The 19,075-nt window shown below is 73.3% G+C and carries 20 protein-coding genes; 7 read left to right on the forward strand and 13 right to left on the reverse strand.

The window, feature by feature from the left end; translation table 11 throughout:
* Nucleotides 1-24: 24 nt before the first annotated feature.
* The gene (locus VK501_RS29010; RefSeq protein WP_414641207.1) at nucleotides 25-153 is read right to left on the reverse strand and encodes a hypothetical protein; all 129 of its coding nucleotides are present in this window, start codon (nucleotides 151-153) and stop codon (nucleotides 25-27) included.
* 200 nt (nucleotides 154-353) lie between these two features.
* A complete protein-coding gene (locus VK501_RS27160; RefSeq protein ID WP_324343179.1) occupies nucleotides 354-842 on the reverse strand; it encodes an isoprenylcysteine carboxylmethyltransferase family protein in 489 nt (162 codons plus the stop codon).
* Nucleotides 843-897: 55 nt separating this feature from the next.
* Here VK501_RS27160 and VK501_RS27165 point away from each other — a divergent pair, with 55 nt between their 5' ends.
* Nucleotides 898-1,230 (forward strand): co-chaperone GroES, encoded by a 333-nt coding sequence (locus VK501_RS27165; protein ID WP_324343180.1) that lies wholly within the window; start codon nucleotides 898-900, stop codon nucleotides 1,228-1,230.
* A 1,159-nt stretch (nucleotides 1,231-2,389) separates the two neighbouring features.
* Here the strand turns inward: VK501_RS27165 and VK501_RS27170 are convergent.
* Together VK501_RS27170 and VK501_RS27175 are read right to left on the reverse strand one after the other, a co-directional pair.
* Nucleotides 2,390-3,280: a carbohydrate kinase family protein gene (locus VK501_RS27170; RefSeq protein ID WP_324343181.1), complete on the reverse strand. Its 891-nt coding sequence runs from the start codon at nucleotides 3,278-3,280 to the stop codon at nucleotides 2,390-2,392.
* Complete coding sequence (locus tag VK501_RS27175; protein WP_324343182.1) at nucleotides 3,277-4,179, reverse strand: pseudouridine-5'-phosphate glycosidase; 903 nt, start codon at nucleotides 4,177-4,179, stop codon at nucleotides 3,277-3,279. Before VK501_RS27175 ends, VK501_RS27170 begins: the two co-directional genes overlap by 4 nt.
* A 15-nt stretch (nucleotides 4,180-4,194) precedes the next feature.
* Here VK501_RS27175 and VK501_RS27180 point away from each other — a divergent pair, with 15 nt between their 5' ends.
* Nucleotides 4,195-4,914, forward strand: coding sequence for a phosphoribosyltransferase (locus VK501_RS27180; protein ID WP_324343183.1), 720 nt, complete (start codon nucleotides 4,195-4,197; stop codon nucleotides 4,912-4,914).
* A 58-nt stretch (nucleotides 4,915-4,972) separates the two neighbouring features.
* Entirely contained in the window at nucleotides 4,973-5,338 is a 366-nt protein-coding gene (locus VK501_RS27185) for a response regulator (protein ID WP_324343184.1), read from the forward strand.
* A gap of 97 nt (nucleotides 5,339-5,435) precedes the next feature.
* On the opposite strand, the gene VK501_RS27190 is transcribed toward VK501_RS27185, so the two are convergent.
* Together VK501_RS27190 and VK501_RS27195 are read right to left on the reverse strand one after the other, a co-directional pair.
* On the reverse strand, nucleotides 5,436-6,119 hold the full coding sequence (locus tag VK501_RS27190) for a hypothetical protein (protein WP_324343185.1): 684 nt from the start codon (nucleotides 6,117-6,119) through the stop codon (nucleotides 5,436-5,438).
* Nucleotides 6,116-6,649, reverse strand: coding sequence for an RNA polymerase sigma factor (locus VK501_RS27195; RefSeq protein WP_324343186.1), 534 nt, complete (start codon nucleotides 6,647-6,649; stop codon nucleotides 6,116-6,118). Before VK501_RS27195 ends, VK501_RS27190 begins: the two co-directional genes overlap by 4 nt.
* Before the next feature lie 305 nt (nucleotides 6,650-6,954).
* Here VK501_RS27195 and VK501_RS27200 point away from each other — a divergent pair, with 305 nt between their 5' ends.
* From VK501_RS27200 to VK501_RS27210, 3 genes are all read left to right on the forward strand, one after another.
* Nucleotides 6,955-7,326, forward strand: coding sequence for a TOBE domain-containing protein (locus VK501_RS27200; RefSeq protein WP_324343187.1), 372 nt, complete (start codon nucleotides 6,955-6,957; stop codon nucleotides 7,324-7,326).
* Nucleotides 7,327-7,402: 76 nt separating this feature from the next.
* On the forward strand, nucleotides 7,403-7,786 hold the full coding sequence (locus VK501_RS27205) for a hypothetical protein (RefSeq protein WP_324343188.1): 384 nt from the start codon (nucleotides 7,403-7,405) through the stop codon (nucleotides 7,784-7,786).
* Between the two features lie 91 nt (nucleotides 7,787-7,877).
* A complete protein-coding gene (locus VK501_RS27210; RefSeq protein WP_324343189.1) occupies nucleotides 7,878-8,036 on the forward strand; it encodes a hypothetical protein in 159 nt (52 codons plus the stop codon).
* Here VK501_RS27210 and VK501_RS27215 read toward each other — a convergent pair.
* The 7 genes from VK501_RS27215 to VK501_RS27245 form a co-directional block, all read right to left on the reverse strand.
* Nucleotides 8,033-9,142: an LLM class flavin-dependent oxidoreductase gene (locus tag VK501_RS27215; RefSeq protein WP_324343190.1), complete on the reverse strand. Its 1,110-nt coding sequence runs from the start codon at nucleotides 9,140-9,142 to the stop codon at nucleotides 8,033-8,035. The two genes, VK501_RS27210 and VK501_RS27215, sit on opposite strands and share 4 nt — an antisense overlap.
* A 423-nt stretch (nucleotides 9,143-9,565) precedes the next feature.
* Nucleotides 9,566-11,047, reverse strand: coding sequence for an MlaD family protein (locus VK501_RS27220; RefSeq protein WP_324343191.1), 1,482 nt, complete (start codon nucleotides 11,045-11,047; stop codon nucleotides 9,566-9,568).
* A complete protein-coding gene (locus tag VK501_RS27225) occupies nucleotides 11,044-12,378 on the reverse strand; it encodes an MlaD family protein (RefSeq protein ID WP_324343192.1) in 1,335 nt (444 codons plus the stop codon). The genes VK501_RS27220 and VK501_RS27225 overlap by 4 nt, the downstream gene beginning before the upstream one ends.
* A complete protein-coding gene (locus tag VK501_RS27230; protein WP_324343193.1) occupies nucleotides 12,378-13,883 on the reverse strand; it encodes an MlaD family protein in 1,506 nt (501 codons plus the stop codon). The genes VK501_RS27225 and VK501_RS27230 overlap by 1 nt, the downstream gene beginning before the upstream one ends.
* Nucleotides 13,880-15,319, reverse strand: coding sequence for an MlaD family protein (locus VK501_RS27235; RefSeq protein WP_324343194.1), 1,440 nt, complete (start codon nucleotides 15,317-15,319; stop codon nucleotides 13,880-13,882). The genes VK501_RS27230 and VK501_RS27235 overlap by 4 nt, the downstream gene beginning before the upstream one ends.
* Nucleotides 15,316-16,695 (reverse strand): MlaD family protein, encoded by a 1,380-nt coding sequence (locus tag VK501_RS27240; protein WP_324343195.1) that lies wholly within the window; start codon nucleotides 16,693-16,695, stop codon nucleotides 15,316-15,318. Before VK501_RS27240 ends, VK501_RS27235 begins: the two co-directional genes overlap by 4 nt.
* On the reverse strand, nucleotides 16,692-18,086 hold the full coding sequence (locus VK501_RS27245; protein WP_324343196.1) for an MlaD family protein: 1,395 nt from the start codon (nucleotides 18,084-18,086) through the stop codon (nucleotides 16,692-16,694). Before VK501_RS27245 ends, VK501_RS27240 begins: the two co-directional genes overlap by 4 nt.
* Nucleotides 18,087-18,268: 182 nt before the next feature.
* Here VK501_RS27245 and VK501_RS27250 point away from each other — a divergent pair, with 182 nt between their 5' ends.
* Nucleotides 18,269-18,988: a hypothetical protein gene (locus tag VK501_RS27250; RefSeq protein ID WP_324343197.1), complete on the forward strand. Its 720-nt coding sequence runs from the start codon at nucleotides 18,269-18,271 to the stop codon at nucleotides 18,986-18,988.
* The last annotated feature ends 87 nt before the right edge of the window (nucleotides 18,989-19,075 follow it).

The following is a 19,075-nucleotide window of genomic DNA, read 5'->3' on the forward strand; positions in this document are numbered from 1 at the left end:
CCCCATCACCCAGCTCGTCAACACCTACATCTCCGCCTGGAACGAGGCCGTGCCGGAGCGCCGGCGCGCGCTCGTCACCCAGGCGTTCGCCGACGGCGGCACGTACCTCGACCCCATGATGTCGGGGTCGGGCGCCGACGAGATCGACGCCATGATCGGCGCCGCTCAGCAGCAGTTCCCCGGCCACCGGTTCGTGCTCGCGGGCACGCCGGACGCCCACCATGACCAGGTGCGCTTCGTCTGGCACCTCGAGCCGGCGGTCGGCGGCGACGTGGTCGCCATCGGCTACGACTTCGCCACGCTGGCCGGCGACGGCCGCCTGCGCTCGGGTTCCTCGAGCAGCCGGCCGCCGCCTAGCGCCGCGGCCACCAGCCCGGCACGGCTCGCCGGTAGGCGTCGTACTCGGCGCCGAACCGGCGGGCCAGCCGCGGCTCCTCGACGGCGTGGCTCAGCGTCGCCATGGCGGTCAGGTAGGCGAGCGCGCCGGCCAGGAGCACCGGTTGGGCGAGGGCGAGCGCCTCGCCGACGATCACCGTCGCCGTCGCGACGTACATCGGGTGGCGCAGGTGCGCGAACGCGCCGCGCGCGAGCAGGCGCTGGGCGGGCGCCGCGGGCGACGGCGTGCCGGCGCCGTCGCGCACGAAGCGGAAGAAGACGTCGAGCAGCACCGCGAGCCCCACGACGATCAGCAGCGCGCCGACGACGCGCAGCACCGCCGGCCAGCCGTCGACCTCGCTGCCCGCGATCCGCACGAGCAGCCATGGTCCGACGCCCGCCTCGAGGCCGGGCCCGGCGAGGAGGAACGCGACGCTCCCGGCGGCGGCGACCCTGGTCCTGTGCACCGCGCCATCTTGCCGGACGGTGGATCCGCGCCCGCGTCTCGTACGCTGCGCCCCGATGAAGCATCTCCTGCGCCCCCTCTTCGATCGCGTCGTCATCAAGGAGCTCGAGCCCGAGCGCTTCCGGCAGTCCGGCCTCCTGGTCCCCTCGGGCTCCAACGAGCCGCCACCCCAGCACGGCATCGTCCTGGCGGTCGGCCAGGGCCAGGACTGGTGGGAGCACGTCGGCTTCCGGATGCCCATCGCACCCGGCGACCACGTCGTGTTCCCCGCCTCAGCCGGGGCGTGGATCGAGGTCGACGAGGAGCGCCTGCTGGTCTGCCGCGTGGGTGAGATCCTCGGCGTGCTGGAAGAGGTGCGCGAGCGTGGTGGGGATCCGCGGGGGGAGTGAGGGCGCGCCGCGGGCGTTCGTGGCGCGTGGTGCGGGCGTTCGTGGCGGTCCGTTCGGGCGCGTTGGGTGGTGCGGCGCGTGGTCTGGATCACTGACGAGAGCGAGTCGTCGCTGGCGGCGCGGGCGCCCGGGGTCGTCCGCCGGCCTCGTGGGGCGGGTGGTTCGGGCGTGAACGGTTCGTCGACCGCCGATGGCGAATAGACGTTGAGCCTCAACGTCGAGACGCCATCCGCCTCGCCGGCGCGGGTGCCTGGGGGCGTCCGCCAGCCTCGTGGGGCGGGTCGTTCGGGCGTGAACGGCCGCACTTCGACGACCGACGGCGACTTGGGGTCGCAGAGCGACCTGCAGCCGCCATCCGTCTCGCGGCCGAGCGCGAGCGGCACCTGGACGTTGACATCCAACGTCCAGGTGCCGCTCGTCCCCGCGCCCGCGGACGACCGGCGGCGCCGGCGCCACCGCGCCCGCTCGCTCCGGTCAGTGATCCCAGACCACCTGCCGCACCACGACGGCGCCGGAGCGGGACACCAGCACGGCCGCGCTCGGCACCGCTTGCGCACGGCAGCCTCCAGCGCCACCGCCGCTTCCGGCGCGCGGGCGTTCGTGGCGCTCCGTTCGGGCGCGTTGGGTGGTGCGGCGCGTGGTCTGGATCACTGAGAAGAGCGAGCCGTCGTTGGCGGCGCGGGCGCTCGGGGGCGTCCGTCGGCCCTCGTGGGGCGGGTCGTTCGGGCATGAACGGTCGTTCCTCGACGACCGCTGGCGACTAGACGTTGAATCTCAACGTCCAATCGCCATCCGTCTCGTCGCCGAGCCCGAGCGGCACCTGGACGTTGACATTCAACGTCCAGGTGCCGCTCGTCCCCCACCCTCCCGCCCCCCGCCCGCGGACGACCGGCGGCACGGGCGCCACCGCGCCCGCTCGCTCCGGTCAGTGATCCGGACCACGCGCCGCACCACGACGCCGCCTGAGCGGAACGCCATCACGCCCGCCCCACGACGGCGCCGGAGCGGCGCCCGCGGACGACCGACCGCGCCGGCGCCGCCCAGCCCCGCTCGCTCCCGTCAGTGATCCCGGACCACGCGCCGCACCACGCCGCCCGCGCGGACCGCCATCACATCCGCGCGCCGACCTGCACCACGACGCCGCCCGCGCGGAACGCCATCACGGCCGCGCCCCCACCCCCGCCACCGCCCGCGCCCCACTCGCGCACGCCGCCTCCAACGCCGCCGGCACCCCCGCGCCGGCGCGCCGCGCGGCCAGCCAGCCGCCCGCGAACGCATCACCGGCGCCGGTGGTGTCGACCACGTCGGCGGCCGGCGCCGGAGCGCGCAGGATCGTTGAGCCGTCGGTCCAGACCGCGCCGCCGACGCCCAGCGTCACCACGACCTCCCGAGCGCCGGCCAGCGTCGCCAGCGCCCGGGCGGCCCGCTCGGGGTCGGCCTCGCCCGTCAGCGCCGCGGCCTCGTCGGCGTTGGGCAGCAGCAGGTCGACGCGGCCGATCCACCCGAGCACGCGGTCCACGCCCGCCGCCCGCAGCGGCGCCGCCGAGGCCGGATCCACCGAGATCGTCATTCCCGCCGCGCGCGCCCGGTCCAGCGCGGCGAGTCCCGCGGCGCGGGGGCCCGCGTGGAGGAGCACGTAGCCCGACAGGTGCAGGTGCCCGCCCGCCGCGAACACGTCGCCGGGGAGGTCGTCGACCGCCAGCGCCAGATTCGCTCCGCGGTCGGGCAGCATGGTGCGCTCGCCGTCGGCGCCGATGACCACGACGCACGTCCCGGTCGGCCGCTCGGCGTCGAAGGCCACACGCACGTCGATGCCCGCGTCGACCAGCTCGGCCACCGCGCTGCGGCCCGCGACGTCGTCGCCGGTCCTGGCCACGAGCGCCACCGGCGCGCCCGCCGCCGCCAGCCACGCCGCGACGTTCGCCGCCGCGCCTCCGCCGGTCCAGCGCACCCGCGCCTCGGTGTCGGACGCGTGCGCCAGCGGCCCGGCCGCGGCGGCCACGACGTCCACCATGAGATCGCCGACGACGACGATCGCCGGTCGCGTCATCCCTGCCGCGCGACCGCGATCTCGCCGGCCAGGCGCGCGTTGGCCAGCACGAGCGCGACGTTTGCCCGCAGGCTCTCGCCGCCCGTCCCCGCGTGGAAGCGGTCGAGCAGGAACGGCGTGACGTCGCGGCCGCGCACGCCCTCGGCGGCCGCCGCCTCCAGCGACGCGCGCAGCACGCGCTCGTGCAGGTCGGGATCCAGCTGCTCCGGCTCGGGCAGCGGATTGGCGATCACCAGCGCCGAGCCGTCGAGGCCGAGCGCGCCCCGCGCGGCCAGCACGTCGGCGATCTCCTGCGGCGAGTCCAGCCGCCACGGCAGCTCGTAGCCGCTGTCGGTGAGGTAGAAGGCCGGGAAGCGCGCCGTGCGGTAGCCCGCCACGCCGATGCCCAGCGTCTCCAGGCGCTCCAGCGTCGCGGGGATGTCGAGGATCGACTTCACGCCCGCGCAGACCACGCAGATGCGCGTGCGCGCCAGCGCGGCGAGGTCGGCCGACTCGTCCCACGTGTCGCGCGCCTCGCGGTGCACGCCGCCCAGGCCGCCCGTCGCGAAGAGCTCGATCCCGGCCTGGGCCGCGACGTGCGCGGTCGCCGCGACCGTCGTGGCGCCGGTCGCGCCGCGCGCTGCCGCGATCGGCAGGTCGCGGGCGCTGCACTTGACGACGTCGTCGCGCGTGGCGATGGCCTCCAGCGCCGGGTCGTCGAGGCCGACGCGCACCTCGCCGTCGACCAGGGCGATCGTCGCCGGGACCGCCCCGCCGTCCCGCACCGCCGTCTCGATCCGGCGGGCGATCGCGACGTTGTCGGGACGCGGCAGGCCGTGCGACACGATGGTGGACTCCAGCGCGACGACGGCGCGCCCGGCGGCGAGGGCTTCTGCGACTTCGGGAGCGACGTTCAGCATCGCGCGGGACGGTAGATGACCGGCGGCCGATCGGGCTTCGACGGTCCCCTCACCGGGCAGTCGTGGGACATGCCGCCCTTCGCCGACCGCGCCGACGCGGGACGCCGGCTCGCGCCGCTGGTCGCCGACGCGCTGCGCGTGCCGGGCGGGGACGGCACGCCGATCGTCCTGGCGCTGCCCCGCGGCGGCGTGCCGGTGGCGTTCGAGATCGGCGCGGCGCTGGGTCTCGAGCTCGACCTCCTCCTGGTTCGCAAGCTCGGCGTGCCCGGCCGCGAGGAGCTCGCCTTCGGCGCGATCGCCTCGGGCGGCGTGCAGGTCCTCAATCCCGAGATCGTCGCGACCGCCGATGTCCGGCCCGAGGCGCTCGAGGCGATCGTCGAGCGAGAGCTCGCGGAGCTGCACCGGCGCGAGCGGCGCTATCGCGGCGACCGGCCGCCGGCCGCCGTCGCGGGTCGCACGGTCGTGGTCGTCGACGACGGACTGGCGACCGGCGCCACGATGCGCGCCGCGGTGGCGGCGCTGCGCGAGCGCGGCGCCGCGCGGATCGTGGTCGCCGTCCCGGTCGGCTCCGGCGACGCATGCGCGCAGCTCGACGTGGAGGCCGACGCGCTGATCTGCCCGGTGCTGCCTCGCCGCTTCCGCGCGGTCGGCGCATGGTTCGACGACTTCGAGCCCGTCGGCGACGCCCAGGTCGCCGAGCTGCTGGCTCGCGCCGCCGCCGCCGCCCGCACGTAGCGCCGCGCGCGGCCGGCGTGTTCAGCTTCGCGCGCCGTGGCCGACCACGAAGGGGACGATGGCACGCATCCTGGTGGTTGACGACGCGGCGTTCATGCGTCGCATGGTGATCGACGTCCTCCAGACCGGAGGCCACGAGGTCGTCGGCGAGGGCGTCAACGGCAACGAGGCGCTCGCCCGCTACCAGGAGCTCCGGCCCGACGTGACCACGCTCGACATCACGATGCCCGAGAAGGACGGCCTCACCGCGCTGCGCGAGATCATGGCCTTCGACCCCAGCGCGAAGGTCGTGATGTGCTCGGCGCTGGCGCAGGAGTCCAAGGTGCTCGAGGCCGTCAAGGCGGGCGCGAAGGACTTCATCGCCAAGCCGTTCCAGGCGCCGCGCGTGCTGTCGGCGATCGACAAGGTCGTCGCCCCCGCGTAGCCGTCGGTCGCGTCACCCTCGGCCCTCGTCGGAGCCGACGAGGTGCTCCGAGATGTAGGTGTCGACCTCGGTCGAGCGTTCCTGGGTCACCCCGGGATCATGCCCAGGCCGCGAAGCGCACGAGCTGCGCCTCGACGCCCGGCGCGCGCGAGGCCAGCACGCACGTGTGGCCGGCACGGCGCCAGGTCACGAACGTCGTCGCACCGCGCTGGAGCACCGCCAGGCGCACGTCGCCGACCGTGACGTGCCGCGCGCCGGCCGGCTCGTCCAGGGGCTTGCCATCGACGATCGTGTAGCCGACGTCGCCCTTCGGGCCGCGATAGGTGACCGTGACCGCCTCGCGCCCGCCGACGCGGTCCTGCCGCGTCCCCGCCGTCCGCCACTTCGGCCACGCGTAGGCGTAGTTGGGGAAGTCGATCCCGCCGAGCTGCGCGCTCACCCGCGTCGTGTTGGCCGGGTCCACGGCCGGCGCGGGCGCGTTCGGGCGCGCGAGCGCGAGCTGGGCGGCGTCGTCGAACGAGGGTGACCCACCGCCGTCGCCACCCGTCAGACCCGCGACGACGAGCACGAGCGCCACGGCGGCGGCGAGGCCGGCGGCGACCGCGGGCCGCCACCACCGCACGCCGCGCGCACCCGATCGGTGACCGGCGCGCACGCGCTGCTCGGTCACGCGGGCGCGCAGCCGCGGCGGCGCGTCGATGCTCAGCGAGGCCTGGCGGATGCGCCGGCCGACGGCGTCGGTGTCCGGATCCTGGTCGGGGGTGAGGGGTGGGTCGATCATGGCTTCCTCATCGGGCCGGCGGCGGGCGCCTGCAGCCCCCGGACCAGCCGGGCCCGGCCGCGGTGCACGCGGGTGGTGAGCGTGGCCTCCTTGGTGCGCAGCGCGTGCGCGGCTTCACGGTAGGACAGCCCGACGACGTCGACGGCGACCACGGCGTCGCGCTGGTCGCCGGGCAGCAGGGCGATCGCGGCGAGGAGCTCGCTGGCCTCCAGCGCGGCCTCGGGATGGCGCGGGTCGGTCGCGCGCGGCAGGCCGTCGCGCTCGTCGTCGAGCTCGAGCGGCGCCGGCCGGCGGCGCTGGCTGCGCAGCCGGTTGACGAACGTGTTGCGCAGCACGCGCAGCAGGTAGCCGAGGTCGTCGTCGTGACGCAGCAAGCGCGGACGCGCGAGCACGCGGGTGTAGGTCTCCTGCACGAGATCCTCGGCGTCGTGGGGATTGCCGCACAGGACGAACGCGGCGCGGTAGAGCCGGTCGACGTGATCGCCGAGACGCTGTGGATCGAGCGGACGAAGCCGGTCGTCCTGGGGCATCTCCCCGACTGTAGCCGCGATGGTCTGCGTCGTCACGGCGTCGAGCTCACCGCAAGCCGGCCCCCCATGCGCCCGAGGAGACGGCGGCGGGAGCGGAGTCGGGTGTGGCCGGCGCCCGAGGTGGTCGTCTTGGTCGCCGGCTGGGAGGACCCGCCGCCGTAGGCACCGCCGCCGCCGCCTCCTCCGGCGCTCGAGCTCGAAGAGAACGTCATGTCCGTAAGACGCTCTCGGAGCCGGATCCTTCCCTCAGCCGCGCGATGTAGGCCCGCGCGCCCGCCGTGGCGACCGGTAGCGTCTGCACCCTGATGGAGAACCTCGTCCGCATCGGCGCCGCCGCCTCCGCCCTCGGCGTCAGCGTCGACACGCTGCGCCGCTGGGAGCGCGACGGCCGCATCCCGTTCGAACGCCACGGCGGCCAGCGCTACCTGCGCGCGGAGGATCTCGCGAACCTGCTGCGCGAGCGCTCCGCGCACGACCACACCAGCGCGCGCAACCGCATGTCCGGCGTCGTGGTGGCGATCCAGCGCGACGGCGTGATGGCCCAGGTCGATCTCGCGTGCGGGCCCTACCGCATCGTCTCGCTCATGTCGCGTGAGGCGGTCGACGACCTCGGCCTGCGCCCCGGGATGGCCGCCACCGCGGTGATCAAGGCCACCAACGTAATCGTGCAGAGCTGAGGCCCGCCGGCGGCCATTGAAGTACGGGTTGCTTTTCCGGTAGACTTCCCGGGTGACCGACCAAGGAGGAACCGTCATGGCGGTGCTGGACCCCCTGAAGGTGAGCGACGAGGCGACACGCCTGGGCATCGACGAGATCGCGGGCTATCTCCAGCAGCAGCTGGGCCAGAAGCTCACGGCCTACGTCGCGGGCGTCGCCGATCCGAAGATGGTCGGCCGCTGGGCCGCGGGGCGCACCCGGCCGCGCGACGAGCGCGAGATGCGCCTGCGCGACGCGTTCAAGGCCACCAGGATGATCAGCGAGGCCTTCGGGCCCACCACCGCCAAGGCCTGGTGGGTCGGCTCCAACACGCGGCTCGACGACCAGGCGCCCGCCGCGGTCGTGCGCCGCGCCGGCGATCCCGACGCCCTGCGCTTCGTCGTTCCCGCGGCACGCGCGTTCGCCGGGGGTCCGGCCTGAGCTGGCGTCGCCGGGCGGCCACGCCCGCCCGCGTCTGGCGGCTCGGCCACCGTGCGGCGCCGCTGGAGTTCATCCCGTTGCCGCACTGCGCGTGCTCGCCCCCGCCACCCTCGCGCTGGACGGCGCGCTGACCGACGTCGACGATCCCGCGACGCGCACCGCCCACGACCGCGGCGCCGCGGGCGTGCGCTTCGGCTCCAACCTGGACGACCGCCCCTGCTTCGCGGTGTTCGAGGCGCGGCACCCCTAGGCGTCGAGCAGACCCCTCCGGCGCAGCACCGGGATCACGCCCTCGCCCACGCGGTAGGCCTCCTCCAGGTGCGGATAGCCGGAGAGGATGAACTCGTCGATGCCCAGGTCGTGGTATTCCGCGATGCGGTCGGCCACCTCCTCGTGGCTGCCCACCAGCGCCGTGCCCGCACCGCCGCGCACCAGGCCGACGCCGGCCCACAGGTTCGGCGAGATCTCCAGGGAGTCGGTGCGTCCGTCGTGCAGCGCGGTCATCCGCCGCTGCCCCTCGGACTGTGACGCGCGCTGTACCTCCTGCGCCCGCGCGATCGCCTCCGGATCGAGCCCCGCCAGCAGGCGGTCGGCCTCCGCCCACGCCTCCTCGGACGTGTCGCGCGCGATCGCGTGCAGCCGGATGCCGAAGCGGAGCTCCCGGCCGACGCCGGACGCGGCCTCGCGGACGCGGTCGAGCTTCTCGGCGACCTGCGCGGGCGGCTCGCCCCACGTGAGGTAGACGTCGGCGTGGCGCGCCGCGACGTCGATCGCCTCGGGCGACGACCCGCCGAGGTAGATGTCGGGCCACTTCGGCGGCGCCACCAGCTGCGCGCCTTCGATCTTGTAGTGCTCGCCCTGGTGGTCGACGGGCAGGCCCGTCCACAGCTCGCGCACGACGTGCAGGAACTCGGCGGCCCGGGCGTACCGGTCGCGCTTTTCGAGGTGGTCGCCGAAGCGGCGCTGCTCGGCGTCGTCGCCGCCGGTGACCACGTTGAGCAGCAGCCGCCCGCCCGAGATGCGCTGGTAGGTCGCGGCCATCTGCGCCGCGAGCGTCGGCGACTGCAGCCCCGGGCGGAAGGCCACCAGGAACTCGAAGCGCTCGGTCACCTGGGTGAGGCCGGCGGTGATGACCCAGCCGTCCTCGCACCAGCTGCTGGTCGGCGTCAGCGCCCCGCGGAAGCCAAGCTGCTCGGCCGAGCGGGCGATCTGCCCGATGTAGCCGACGTCGGGGGCGCGCTCCACCCCGCTCTCCGTCACGCGCGAGCCGCTCACACCGACGGCGTTGCCGAGGCTGAGGTCGGCGCGCGAGTCGCCGTTGGTGGGCAGGAACCAGTGCAGGACGACGGGGCTCATGCAGGAAGGTCCTCGGGGCGCTCGACATTCACCATAAGATTGATAGACAATAACAAGAATGTCGAGCCGTGCCCTCCCCGCCGCGGCTACGCTGCCTCTTCGACGAGTCCGAGCCCGAGCGCAGCGAGGTCCTCACCGACCTCCGCACCTGGCTCGACGCGCAGCTCCGACCACGGCGCCCTGCCCGCAGCGCTCCGGCCAGCGGGACACTGGGGAGCCTGCCCTCGGGGGTGGGCAGGCTCCCCGGTGATGTCCCCCTCCCGCAAGTGCAGCCGAGTGGCGCCCCACGCGCCTATATGGTGGCCGCGCCCTGCGAGAGGACCTGGAGAGGACGTCCCGTGCCGGTCCAGACACGAGTTCGTCTCTCAGTTCGAATATCACCACACGGGCGGACCGATGTCAACCGATTTTGCGCCCGCCGGCTCAGCGCTCAGCGCGGAGCTGCGGCACGGCAGTCGAGAAGCCCGGGTAGGCGCCCTGCGGCTTGCACGCGGGTCGCGCCACGGGCGCGCCGTCGCTGCGGAAGGCGAACTGGGCGACCAGGGGCGCCAGCTCCTGCGGATCGGCGTCCGCCGGGGGCGTGAGCTCCGGGCCGGCGCAGTCGCCGTTGCCGAGGATCGACAGCCCGCTGGCCAGCTCGTCCAGCGATCCGGGCTTCGGGTAAGCGTTCAGGCGCGAGGAGCCCAGCGGCCGCGGGTAGAAGGTCAGCGACTCGGGCGTCAGCGACTGCGACGTGCGGAGGTAGTGCACGGCGCCCTTGGCCCCCGGCAGCACTTCGTTGAAGTCGCGTGCCTCCGAGGCGGCCGCGGTGTTGGCGAAGAACGACGTCACCTCGCGCTTGTTCTTGCCGATGTAGTCGACCATCGGGTTCGCGTTGCGCAGGAACGGCTGGAACGCGTCGAAGAGCGGCGGCAGGTTGCCGAGGATCCGGTCGAAGGCCGGCAGGCCGGCCTCCGACGCCTTGACCACGTCCTTGAGCTGGCCGAAGAAGCCGTCGAACTGGGGTGCCAGCTGGTCCAACGCCGCGAACGCCGGCTTCATCTGGGTCGCGGCCGGCTGCAGCTGCTCGACGACCGGCTGGGCCTTCTGCCCGAACGCCGTGAGCTTGGGCAGCGTCGCCGAGCTCTCGCGCTCGAACCGCGGCAGCTTCTCGAAGATCTGGGCCAGCTGCCGGTTGCGCGCCGCGGTCGTGGCGAACAGGCGCTCGGAGTCGGTCACCAGGCCGCGCAGCTCGCCTTCGCGCTGGCTGATCGCGTCGAAGACCTCGCCGGTCGTCGAGATGGCCTTGCTCGTCGCCGCCTGCTGCGCGTCCAGCGTCGTGAAGAGGTCGTCGAACTTCTGCGTGAAGCCGGGCAGCTGTCCGAAGAACGCGTTGATGTCGGTCCCGCGGCCCTGCACCGCGGCGGCCTGCGACTGCATCCACGTGCGGAACGCGGCGCGGGTCTTTGCGTCGAAGGTCGAGAAGATCTCGTCGATCTCGACGGTCGGCGACACCGCGGCGTCGTGGAGCGACCCGTTGTCGGGCACGCTGGGCCCGCGCCGGTTGCCGGGCGTCAGCTCGACGAACGTCTCCCCCAGCAGTGACTTGACGCGCAGGATCGCCTTCGTGTCGCGCGGGATCGGCGCGTACTTGGGGCGCAGCTCGATCGTCGCCGTCGTGCGGTCGCGACGGGCGTTGGGCTCGAGCCGGATGACCTTGCCCACCGACACGCCCGAGATCCGGACGTCGGACTGGTTGGCCAGCGCCGTCGCCTCGGGGAACGCCACCTGCACGCGGTAGCCCTTCGGCTTCATCGGCGACGAGCCGCCGAAGGCCATCCAGAGATACAGGCACGCGCCGAAGCTCGACAGCGCGAAGAGCGCCATGACGGCGATGCGGCCGGCGGTGGGGACGGTCTTGATCACTTAGGTGGAGGGCACTGGTCGGACTTCGGGGCGTTGAGCAGGCCCACGACGGTCGAGAGGGTCGGGTTTCTCTTGGGGTCCGCGAAGACGTCGAGCAGCTGCAGCGCGCCGCAGCTGAACAGCACGAGGCTGTGGCGCGCTGGCCCGATGCCGTCCTGGGACGCCATGGCCGAGTTGGTGTTGTGATTGGCCCACGGCACGTTGAACAGGTAGCTCTGGCCGTGGACGTCGTTGCCCGGCGGGTCGTGCGCCAGCTCGTCGAGCAGGGCGTTGAGCGTCGTGGTGAGCGTGTCGAGGTCGGGCGTCGCCTTGGCGAGGTCGCGCGCGGCGGGCACGAGCCTGCGCGCCGTCGGCTGGGCCTCCCGGGCAAACGGCCGCAGCGAGTCACGCAGCACCGGCGCCGTCTGCTTCAGGAAGGGCTGGGTCTGCTTCAGCGTCGGTCCGAGCGACGCCGCCCCGGGCCGCAGGGCCGTCAGCCCGGTGCGCAGCGTGGTGCCGAGGTCGTCGAGCTTGCCCAGGGCCTTGTCGCTGGACTGCAGCGCTCCCGGCAGCAGCGCGAGCGTCTGGCCGAGGTGGTCGTTCTGGGCGCTGAAGTGCCGGAACACCGCGGCGCTGGAGCTGACGAACTGCCCGAGGTCGCGATCGCGCGCGCCGAGCTCCTGCGAGAGCTTGGACAGGTTGCCCATCAGGCGCCGCAGCTGGACGCGCCGATGGGCGACCAGCTTCGACGCCTGCGCGGCGTGGCGCGAGAGCGGCTCGAACCGGCGCAGCGTGCTGGCCAGCTCGCGCCCGTTGCCCTTGCCCAGGGCGGTGGCGCCGTTGCCGAGCAGCGCGACGAGCGCAGCACGGGTGTCGCCGTCGAGGCCGGCGAGGATCTCGTCGAAGTTGACGTCGGGCAGCGTGGCCTTGACGCCGAGCGTCGCGCCGTCGCGGAGCTCCGGACCCGCCTTCGCCGTGCCGGGGTCGAGCTCGGCGACCATGTCCTTCAGCGCGGTCTTGGGGCGCAGCAGGATCGTCGCGTCCGGCCGCACGTGGCCGTAGCGCCCGTCCAGGCGCAGCTTCAGCACCGCCTGGCCGTCCTGCAGCGTGTCGCCGGTGATCTCGCCGACCTTCACGCCGGAGATCGTGACCGCGTTGCCCTGGCCCGGCAGGACGCCCGGCGCCGCGGAGAAGCGGGCGTTGAGGTAGAAGTAGTCCTTGCCGACGAGCGGTGCCCAGCTCGGCCACGTCAGGCGCTGATGGCCGAGGATGTAGCCGCCTACGAGCAGCCCGGAGACGATCATGGCCACCAGCCAGACCGCGTTGGCCATCTGCTTGCGCACGCCGCGCATCAGCCGCCGCCTCCGCTGTCCACCGCGGCGGCGCTCGGTGCCGCCGCGTCAGGCTTGGAGCCGTCCGCGGGACCGGTCGAGGCCGGGCCGTTGACGTCGGGCACCGGGCTCTTCGCACACGGCACGGAGCGGTCCAGCGGCGGCAGCTTGTTCCCGTAGGCCGGGCGCGTGCTGAGCGGGGGCAGGGTCGGCTTGGAGAAGAAGCCCTCCTGCGAGTAGTTGGTCTTGCCGCTCTTGATGATCTGCGGCCCACCGCCCGCCTGCAGGCGCAGGTACGGCCCGTTGCCGTCGAACGCCTGGCCCTCGCCGGCCATGCCGACCATCCCGTGCCAGAACTCCTTGTAGTTCTCGGTGTTGGCCGAGAGCGCGCCGTCGTCGACCTTCAGGTTGCCCGTCGGCAGGATCACGTCGGTGATGCAGCGGTTGAACGCGTCGATCTTCGGCAGCCACACGCGCGTGGCGTGCCCGAGTGCGGCGAGGTCTGCCGTCGCCGGCGAGAGCTGGTCGAGCAGCCCGCCCAGCTCGTCGGGAGCCAGCAGCTTCTGCGCCTGCTGCAGCCAGGGCTGCGCGGCGGCGATCGTCGCCGGCAGCTCGGGGAGGCTCGCGCTCAGGTCCCGGGCGAAGCGCTGCGTGGCCGGCAGGGATGCGTCGAGCTTGGTGAAGGCGAGCTGCGCGTGCTTGGCCGTCGGGCCCAGCTCGGCGACCGCCGCCCGCAGGTCCGCCGCATGCGCCGCCGTGGTCGACATGGTGGCGTTGAACTCGGTGATGAGGTCGGCGAGATCGCCCTGACGGTCGGCGAGCGCGGTCATCGTGCGCGCCAGCCCGTGGATCGTGCGCGAGAGGTCGTGCGGCTTGGGGCCGAGCAGGGCGCCGGTGACCCGCGCGGTGTCGCGCAGCGACGCCGGGCTGGTGGCCAGCGTCTTGTTCAGCGCCTGCGCACCCGTCAGCCCCCGCACGCCCGGGTCCTGCCGCGCGTCCTCGGCGGCGGTCGGCTTCTCGTCGAGCGCCTGGCCGAAGCCCTTGACCGCCTCCTGCAGCGAGCCGCGCGTGTCGCTCTGCAGCGCGGTGAGGACCTGGTCGAGCTGCACGGGCGTGGAGGTCTGCGTGATCGGCAGCAGCCCGCGATCGGCGAGGTCGCCCGCGTCCGGCGTGCCCGGCCGGAGGTCGACGTAGAAGTTGCCCTCCAGGAACAGCCGCGGCCGGATCTTCGCCGTCGCGTCGCGGTGCACCGGCCGGCCGCGGTCGTCGATGCGCATCGTGACCACCGCGAGGTCGGTCTTCTTGTAACGGCCGACCTCGACCACCTTGCCGACGTTGACGCCGGCGATGCGCACCGGCGAGTTCGGCTTGAGCAGGTTGGAGCTCTTGACGACCGCCTGGATCTCGTAGTGATGGCGGAACGGGATCGCCTTCGTGAAGCCGAAGTACGCGGCGACGACGAGGAGCAGGATCGCCAGCAGGCCGGCCCGCAGCGGCGGCATCCCGAGGCTGTGGTTGCGCCTCACTTCAGCACCCGCTTCGTCGGGTCGACGTACGTGCCCTGGTTGCCCGGGACGTTGCCGATGACCTGCCGGTTCGCCGTGTATGCCTCGTTGCCGGACTCGCACTCCTGCGTCTGGCCGGGCGCCGCTGTGTTCGGGTACGGGTTGCTGTGCAGGAAGCTGTCCTCTTCGAGGGACCCGACCTTGCCGCTTCCCCGGGGGCCGTTGGCCGGCGTCGCCGACGGACCCAGCTCGCTGCCCGGCAGCTGCGGCGGGGCGACCAGCGAGAAGCGCAGGAACGACCCGACCGCATCGCTCTCCGACAGTGCGCTGCCGAGGTTGCGGAACAGCAGCGTCAACGCGTTGCACTTCGTCTGCACCGGCGTGGCGAACGCGATGGTGGGCTCCAGGAGGTTCGCCGTGCGGGTCAGTCGCTGGAGCGCGGGGATCACCCGCGGGTCGCTCGCGAAGGCCTCCAGCGCCTTGAGCGTCGACACCACGCGAGCGTTGAGCTGTGGCGAGACCTTCAGCGCCGGCGCGCCGGCACGGAACGCCGAGGCCAGGTGCGGCGACGCGGCCGCCAGCGACGTGAACGGCGCCCGGAAGCGGCGGAACAGCTCGGCGCTCTCGCGCTCGAAGCCGGCCTGCGCCGGCAGCTCCCGCGTCGCGACGTCGAGCGCGCGCGGGCCGCCCCGGATGGTGGCCTTCAGCGCCTCGGAGCTGCCGGCCAGCGCCCCGAACGTCCGGTCCAGGTTGGCGAACAGCCGGCCCTGCGTCTCGGCGACGGGCGCGACCTCGGCCGCGGCCTGCTCGAACGCCGGGAACAGCTGGGCGAACTTCGTCTTGGGCGCCGCCAGGTTGCGGGCGCCGGGCTCGAGGTGCGTCACGAGCGGCTCGAGCGTGCGGAACGCCGCGTTGAGGTCGCCGCCGCGGCCGGCGAAGCCGGTGCCGAACGCGAACAGGTTGTCGGTCGACCCGTCGCGCGTGGGCGTGTCGAACATGTTGAAGAAGTCGTCGATCTCGACCGGGCGGCCGGAGCTCTGCGGGACGGCCAGCGTGCCGCCCTCGGGGACCGTCTTGGGGGAGGTGCCGTCGGTGAGCTCCACGTACTTCAGGCCGAGGGCCGACTTCGGGCGCACCCGGACCTTGGTGTCGACCGGCAGGTGGTGCTTGGTGTCGTCGAGCGCAAGGCTCAGCCGCGCGCTCGTGGACCCGTCGCGCCGGGAGAAGGCCTGGATCTCGCGCACGACGCCGACCCGGTCGCCGCCCATGCGCACCTCGTTGCCCTTGACCAGTCCCGAGGCGTTCGGCAGCACGACGTCGAGCTTGTAGGTCGGGACGAACGGCAGCCCCTGGTTGGCGTTGTAGGACAGGAACACCGCGACGATCACCACGAGCACGGTGACGCTGCCGATGAGGATCGGGTTCGCGGCGATGGACACGTTGCGCCGGCGGTTCATGGCCCGAGCAGGTAGTCGAGGAGCTTGGTGGTGCTGGACCCTGCGGTCGTGCCCTGTGCGGGGGCGGGCTTCGCGGTGGTGGCCTTCGAGGCCGACCCGGTGCTCGACGCGCGTGCCGCGTTCGCCACGCTGTCGCGCGAGTAGTTGGCCGAGCAGCCGCCTCCGGGTTCGAACGCGCGGTCCACGCACGCGTTGGGCCCCAGGCCGGCGCGCGTGTAGTGCCCTGAGGCGTCCTCGCCGTTGACGGTGCCCGTGTAGAAGTAGATGAACCGCATCAGGCTCTCGATGCCGCCCGTCTTGTCGAAGCTCGACGACAGCGCGGCGAGGTCCGCCGACAGCGGGCGCAGCGGGAGGCCGAGCTCGCCGAGGCGGCTCACGAGCGCGTCGAGCTGCGGGAACGTCTTGCGGCCGCGGTCGGCCACGTCGCCGAGGGTCTTCAGCGCCGGCGTCGACTGCTTGGCCAGCGGCCCGAGCCGCGCCGTGGCCTCGTTGACCGCCGGCGCCTGCGCGGCGAGCGCCTGGATCGTCGGCGTGGTCTGGTCGGCGAGCTCGCCCAGGCGGTCGGCGGCCGGGCCCAGCTCGCGCAGGAAGGCGGGGAACTTGGCGAAGTTGGCCTCGAGCGCGTCGCCCTCCTGGGCGGTCGCGGTCGCGGTCTGGCCGGCGTGCTTCAGGAAGCCGGTCAGGTCGCGACGGTGGTCGGCCAGCGGGCCGAGCACGGCGTCGGACTCGGCGACCAGGCGGCTCAGCGTCTGGTCCTGCTCGGCGAGGATCGCCACGAGCTTGTCGGCCTGCTGCAGCGCCGGGCTGGCACGCTTGATCGCGGCCCGCAGCGACTCGCCGTTGCCCGAGAGCCCCGCGCCGAACTCGTTGATGATCAGCGGCAGGCGCTGCTGCTCGGGCACGCGCATGATGTCGTTGAGCAGATCCGCGCCGACGGGCGAGGAGTTCTGCTTGACGGGCAGCAGGTACTCGCCCTCGCCGGGGCCGGAGTCGATCCGCGGCAGCGGGGCCGCCGCGGCGCGATCGCCGCCGCGCACCTCGGTCGGCTCGCACTCCACGAACTGCTCGCCGATGAGCGACTGCACGCCGATGCGGCAGTGGGCGTCGCGGCGAAACGGCCGGAAGGCCGGGTCGTCGATCTGGAGCACCAGGACCGCGTGGTGGTCCGGGGTGACGTCGAGCGCGTGCACCGTTCCGACGGTCACGCCCGAGACCTTCACGTTCTCGCCGGTGGTGATGAAGCTCGCGTTGTCGAACTCCGCCCGCACGAGGTACTTGCCGCCGGCCGGGTCGTCGCCGCCCGCGCCGACCGCGCCGAGGACCGCGGCGGTGGCGAAGGCGGCGGCGCCGGCGGCGACGAAGCGCGCCCGCCTCATCCGGTCGCCCTCACGCGCTGGGCGGCGTTGCAGTCGGGGGCGGCGAGATCGCCGTCGTCGACGAACGGCGCCGAGCCGTCCGAGGGCGCCGGCGTCGCCGCGCCCGGGCAACGGCGCAGGTTGCCGCTGGTGAGCGTCGGGTTGGTGCCGCGCTCGCCGGCGGGGCGCGGCGTGAGGCGCGGGCCGGTGCCGTCTTCGAGGTAGGTGAAGGCATTGAACACCGGCACGGCTCGTGTGTAGTGGCCGTTGGCGTCGTAGGTGGCCGACGCTCCGCCGAAGCTCTTGACCCACGAGACGAGATCCGGCACGTAGGGCCGGGCGAACGAGAACACCGGCGTGGAGTCCTTCAGCGCCTTCTCGGCGTTGGGGAACGCCTTGTCGGTCAGCCTGCCGAGCGTGGGAAGCTCGCGGAGCGCGTCGAGCAGGTCGTTGGCCCCGCCGGGCTGGGCGAACATCTTGCGCAGCTGGCCGAAGGTCGGCGTCGCCTCCTGCAGCACGGGCGTGAGCTCGCGCAGGAAGCGCTGCAGATCCTTCGTCGCGGGCTTGGTCACGTCGGTCAGGTGCTGCAGGTCCTTGATCGCGGGCCGCAGGGCGACGAACATGTCCGAGCCGCTCTGCAGCGCCCCCGGCACGTTGTCCAGCGCGGCGGTCAGCGACGCCGTGTCGGAGCCGAGCGCCGCGGTCGTCTGGCGCGTGTTGCTGACGAGCTGGGTCAGCTGGTCGCGGTGGTCGGCGATGGCGCCCATCGCGTCGCCCGTCTCGGTCAGGAACTGCTCGAAGGTGGCGCTGTCGCTCGTGATCTCCCCCGCCAGCGCGCTGAGCGTGGCCAGCGTCTTCGGGATCTCCTTCGTGGACGCGTTGGCCGCCGGCTCGCGGCCGGCGTACCAGTCCGCCGAGCCCTGGATGAACCCCTGCAGCCCCTTGCGGGTCTTGGGCTCGAGCGTGTTGAACAGCTGGTCGATCTCGACGATCGAGGTCGTCTTGTCACTGCGGATCAGGCCGCCGTCGTCGAGCTTCGGGCGCGTCTGCGACGCCGGGCTCAGGTCCACGTAGCGGCTCGCGACGCCGGTGAGGCCCTCCGCGCGGATCGTCGCCGTCGTGCCCTCGTGCAGCGGGCCGTAGTCGCCCGAGACGGTGACGTCGACCTGGGCCTGGTCGTCGTCGCTGAGGTCGACGGACTTGACGGTGCCGACCGGCGTTCCGCCGATGCGCACGACGTCGCCCTTGACCAGTTGGCCGGCGTTCTGGAACACGACCCGGTACCGATGAGGGGGGTCGCGCAGGAGCACCCACGCCAGCGCCGCCGCGACGAGGACCAATGCGGCGAGGGCGAGCCGGCGCGGCGCCCGATACGGATGGCGGGCCGCGGAGGGGATGGCCGGAATGTACACGTGCTCGTTTTCGGGGGCAACGTGCATGTGTTGGGCTGGCGTTATGACCGGCTCCCTGCGATGCTCCTCGGACCGCTCCGTCGAGCTCCGCGCCGTGTTCCTATTGAAGACATGGTCGTTTGCAGCCGACCGCGCCAGGCGTTACGGTGCCCGGAGTCGCGGTCCCAACGAGGAGAGTAAAGATGCGCAAGTTCCTGATCCCGGCGATCGGAGTCCTGGCCCTGGTCGCGGTCGAGGTCGCCCCCACAATCGCCCAGGACAGTCCACAGACGACGCTGACCGTGACGCCGACGGTCTCGCCGAACAAGGCCGGGACGAAGAAGAAGCCCCAGGGCGTCAAGCTCAACGTCAAGATGCACTTCGAGACGCCCGGCGACCTCGAGAAGCCGATCTTCCAGACCGGCGTGGTGTTCTTCCCGAAGGGCTCGCTCTACAACGGCGCCAAGTATCCGAAGTGCACGGAGGCCAAGCTCAACAACGGCGGCCTCGCCGCGTGCCCGAAGGACTCCATCATGGGCAAGGGCACCGGTGACGCGTTCGCAGACACCGTCATCACGCACCCGGACATCACCGTCGTCAACGGCGGCGGCAACAAGGTGCTGTTCTGGACGATCCTGACCAACCCGGCGCGCGTCCAGAAGACGGTCGTCGGCAACATCACCAAGCAGACCGGCAAGTACGCCTACAAGCTGACGTTCACGGTCCCGAAGGCGCTCCAGATCGTCGCCGGCGTCCCGATCTCCGTGCGCGACCTTTCGGTCACCGCCGGTGGCAAGGCCAAGGCGAAGGACTGGCTGGCCACGACGTCCTGCCCCGCCAACAAGAAGTGGCCGTTCAGCGTCACCGCGTCGCTGAGCACCGGCGCGACGGTCGAGTTCGCCGACACGGTGGCCTGCAAGTAGGGCCAGCGCAGCATCACCCGGCCGCTGGCCGGGCCACGCCCGCCCCGGGGACTCGACGGTCCCCGGGGCGTCGCGCGCCATGACGAT

It is taken from the genome of Baekduia sp. (assembly GCF_035318805.1).
Classification (GTDB): domain Bacteria; phylum Actinomycetota; class Thermoleophilia; order Solirubrobacterales; family Solirubrobacteraceae; genus Baekduia.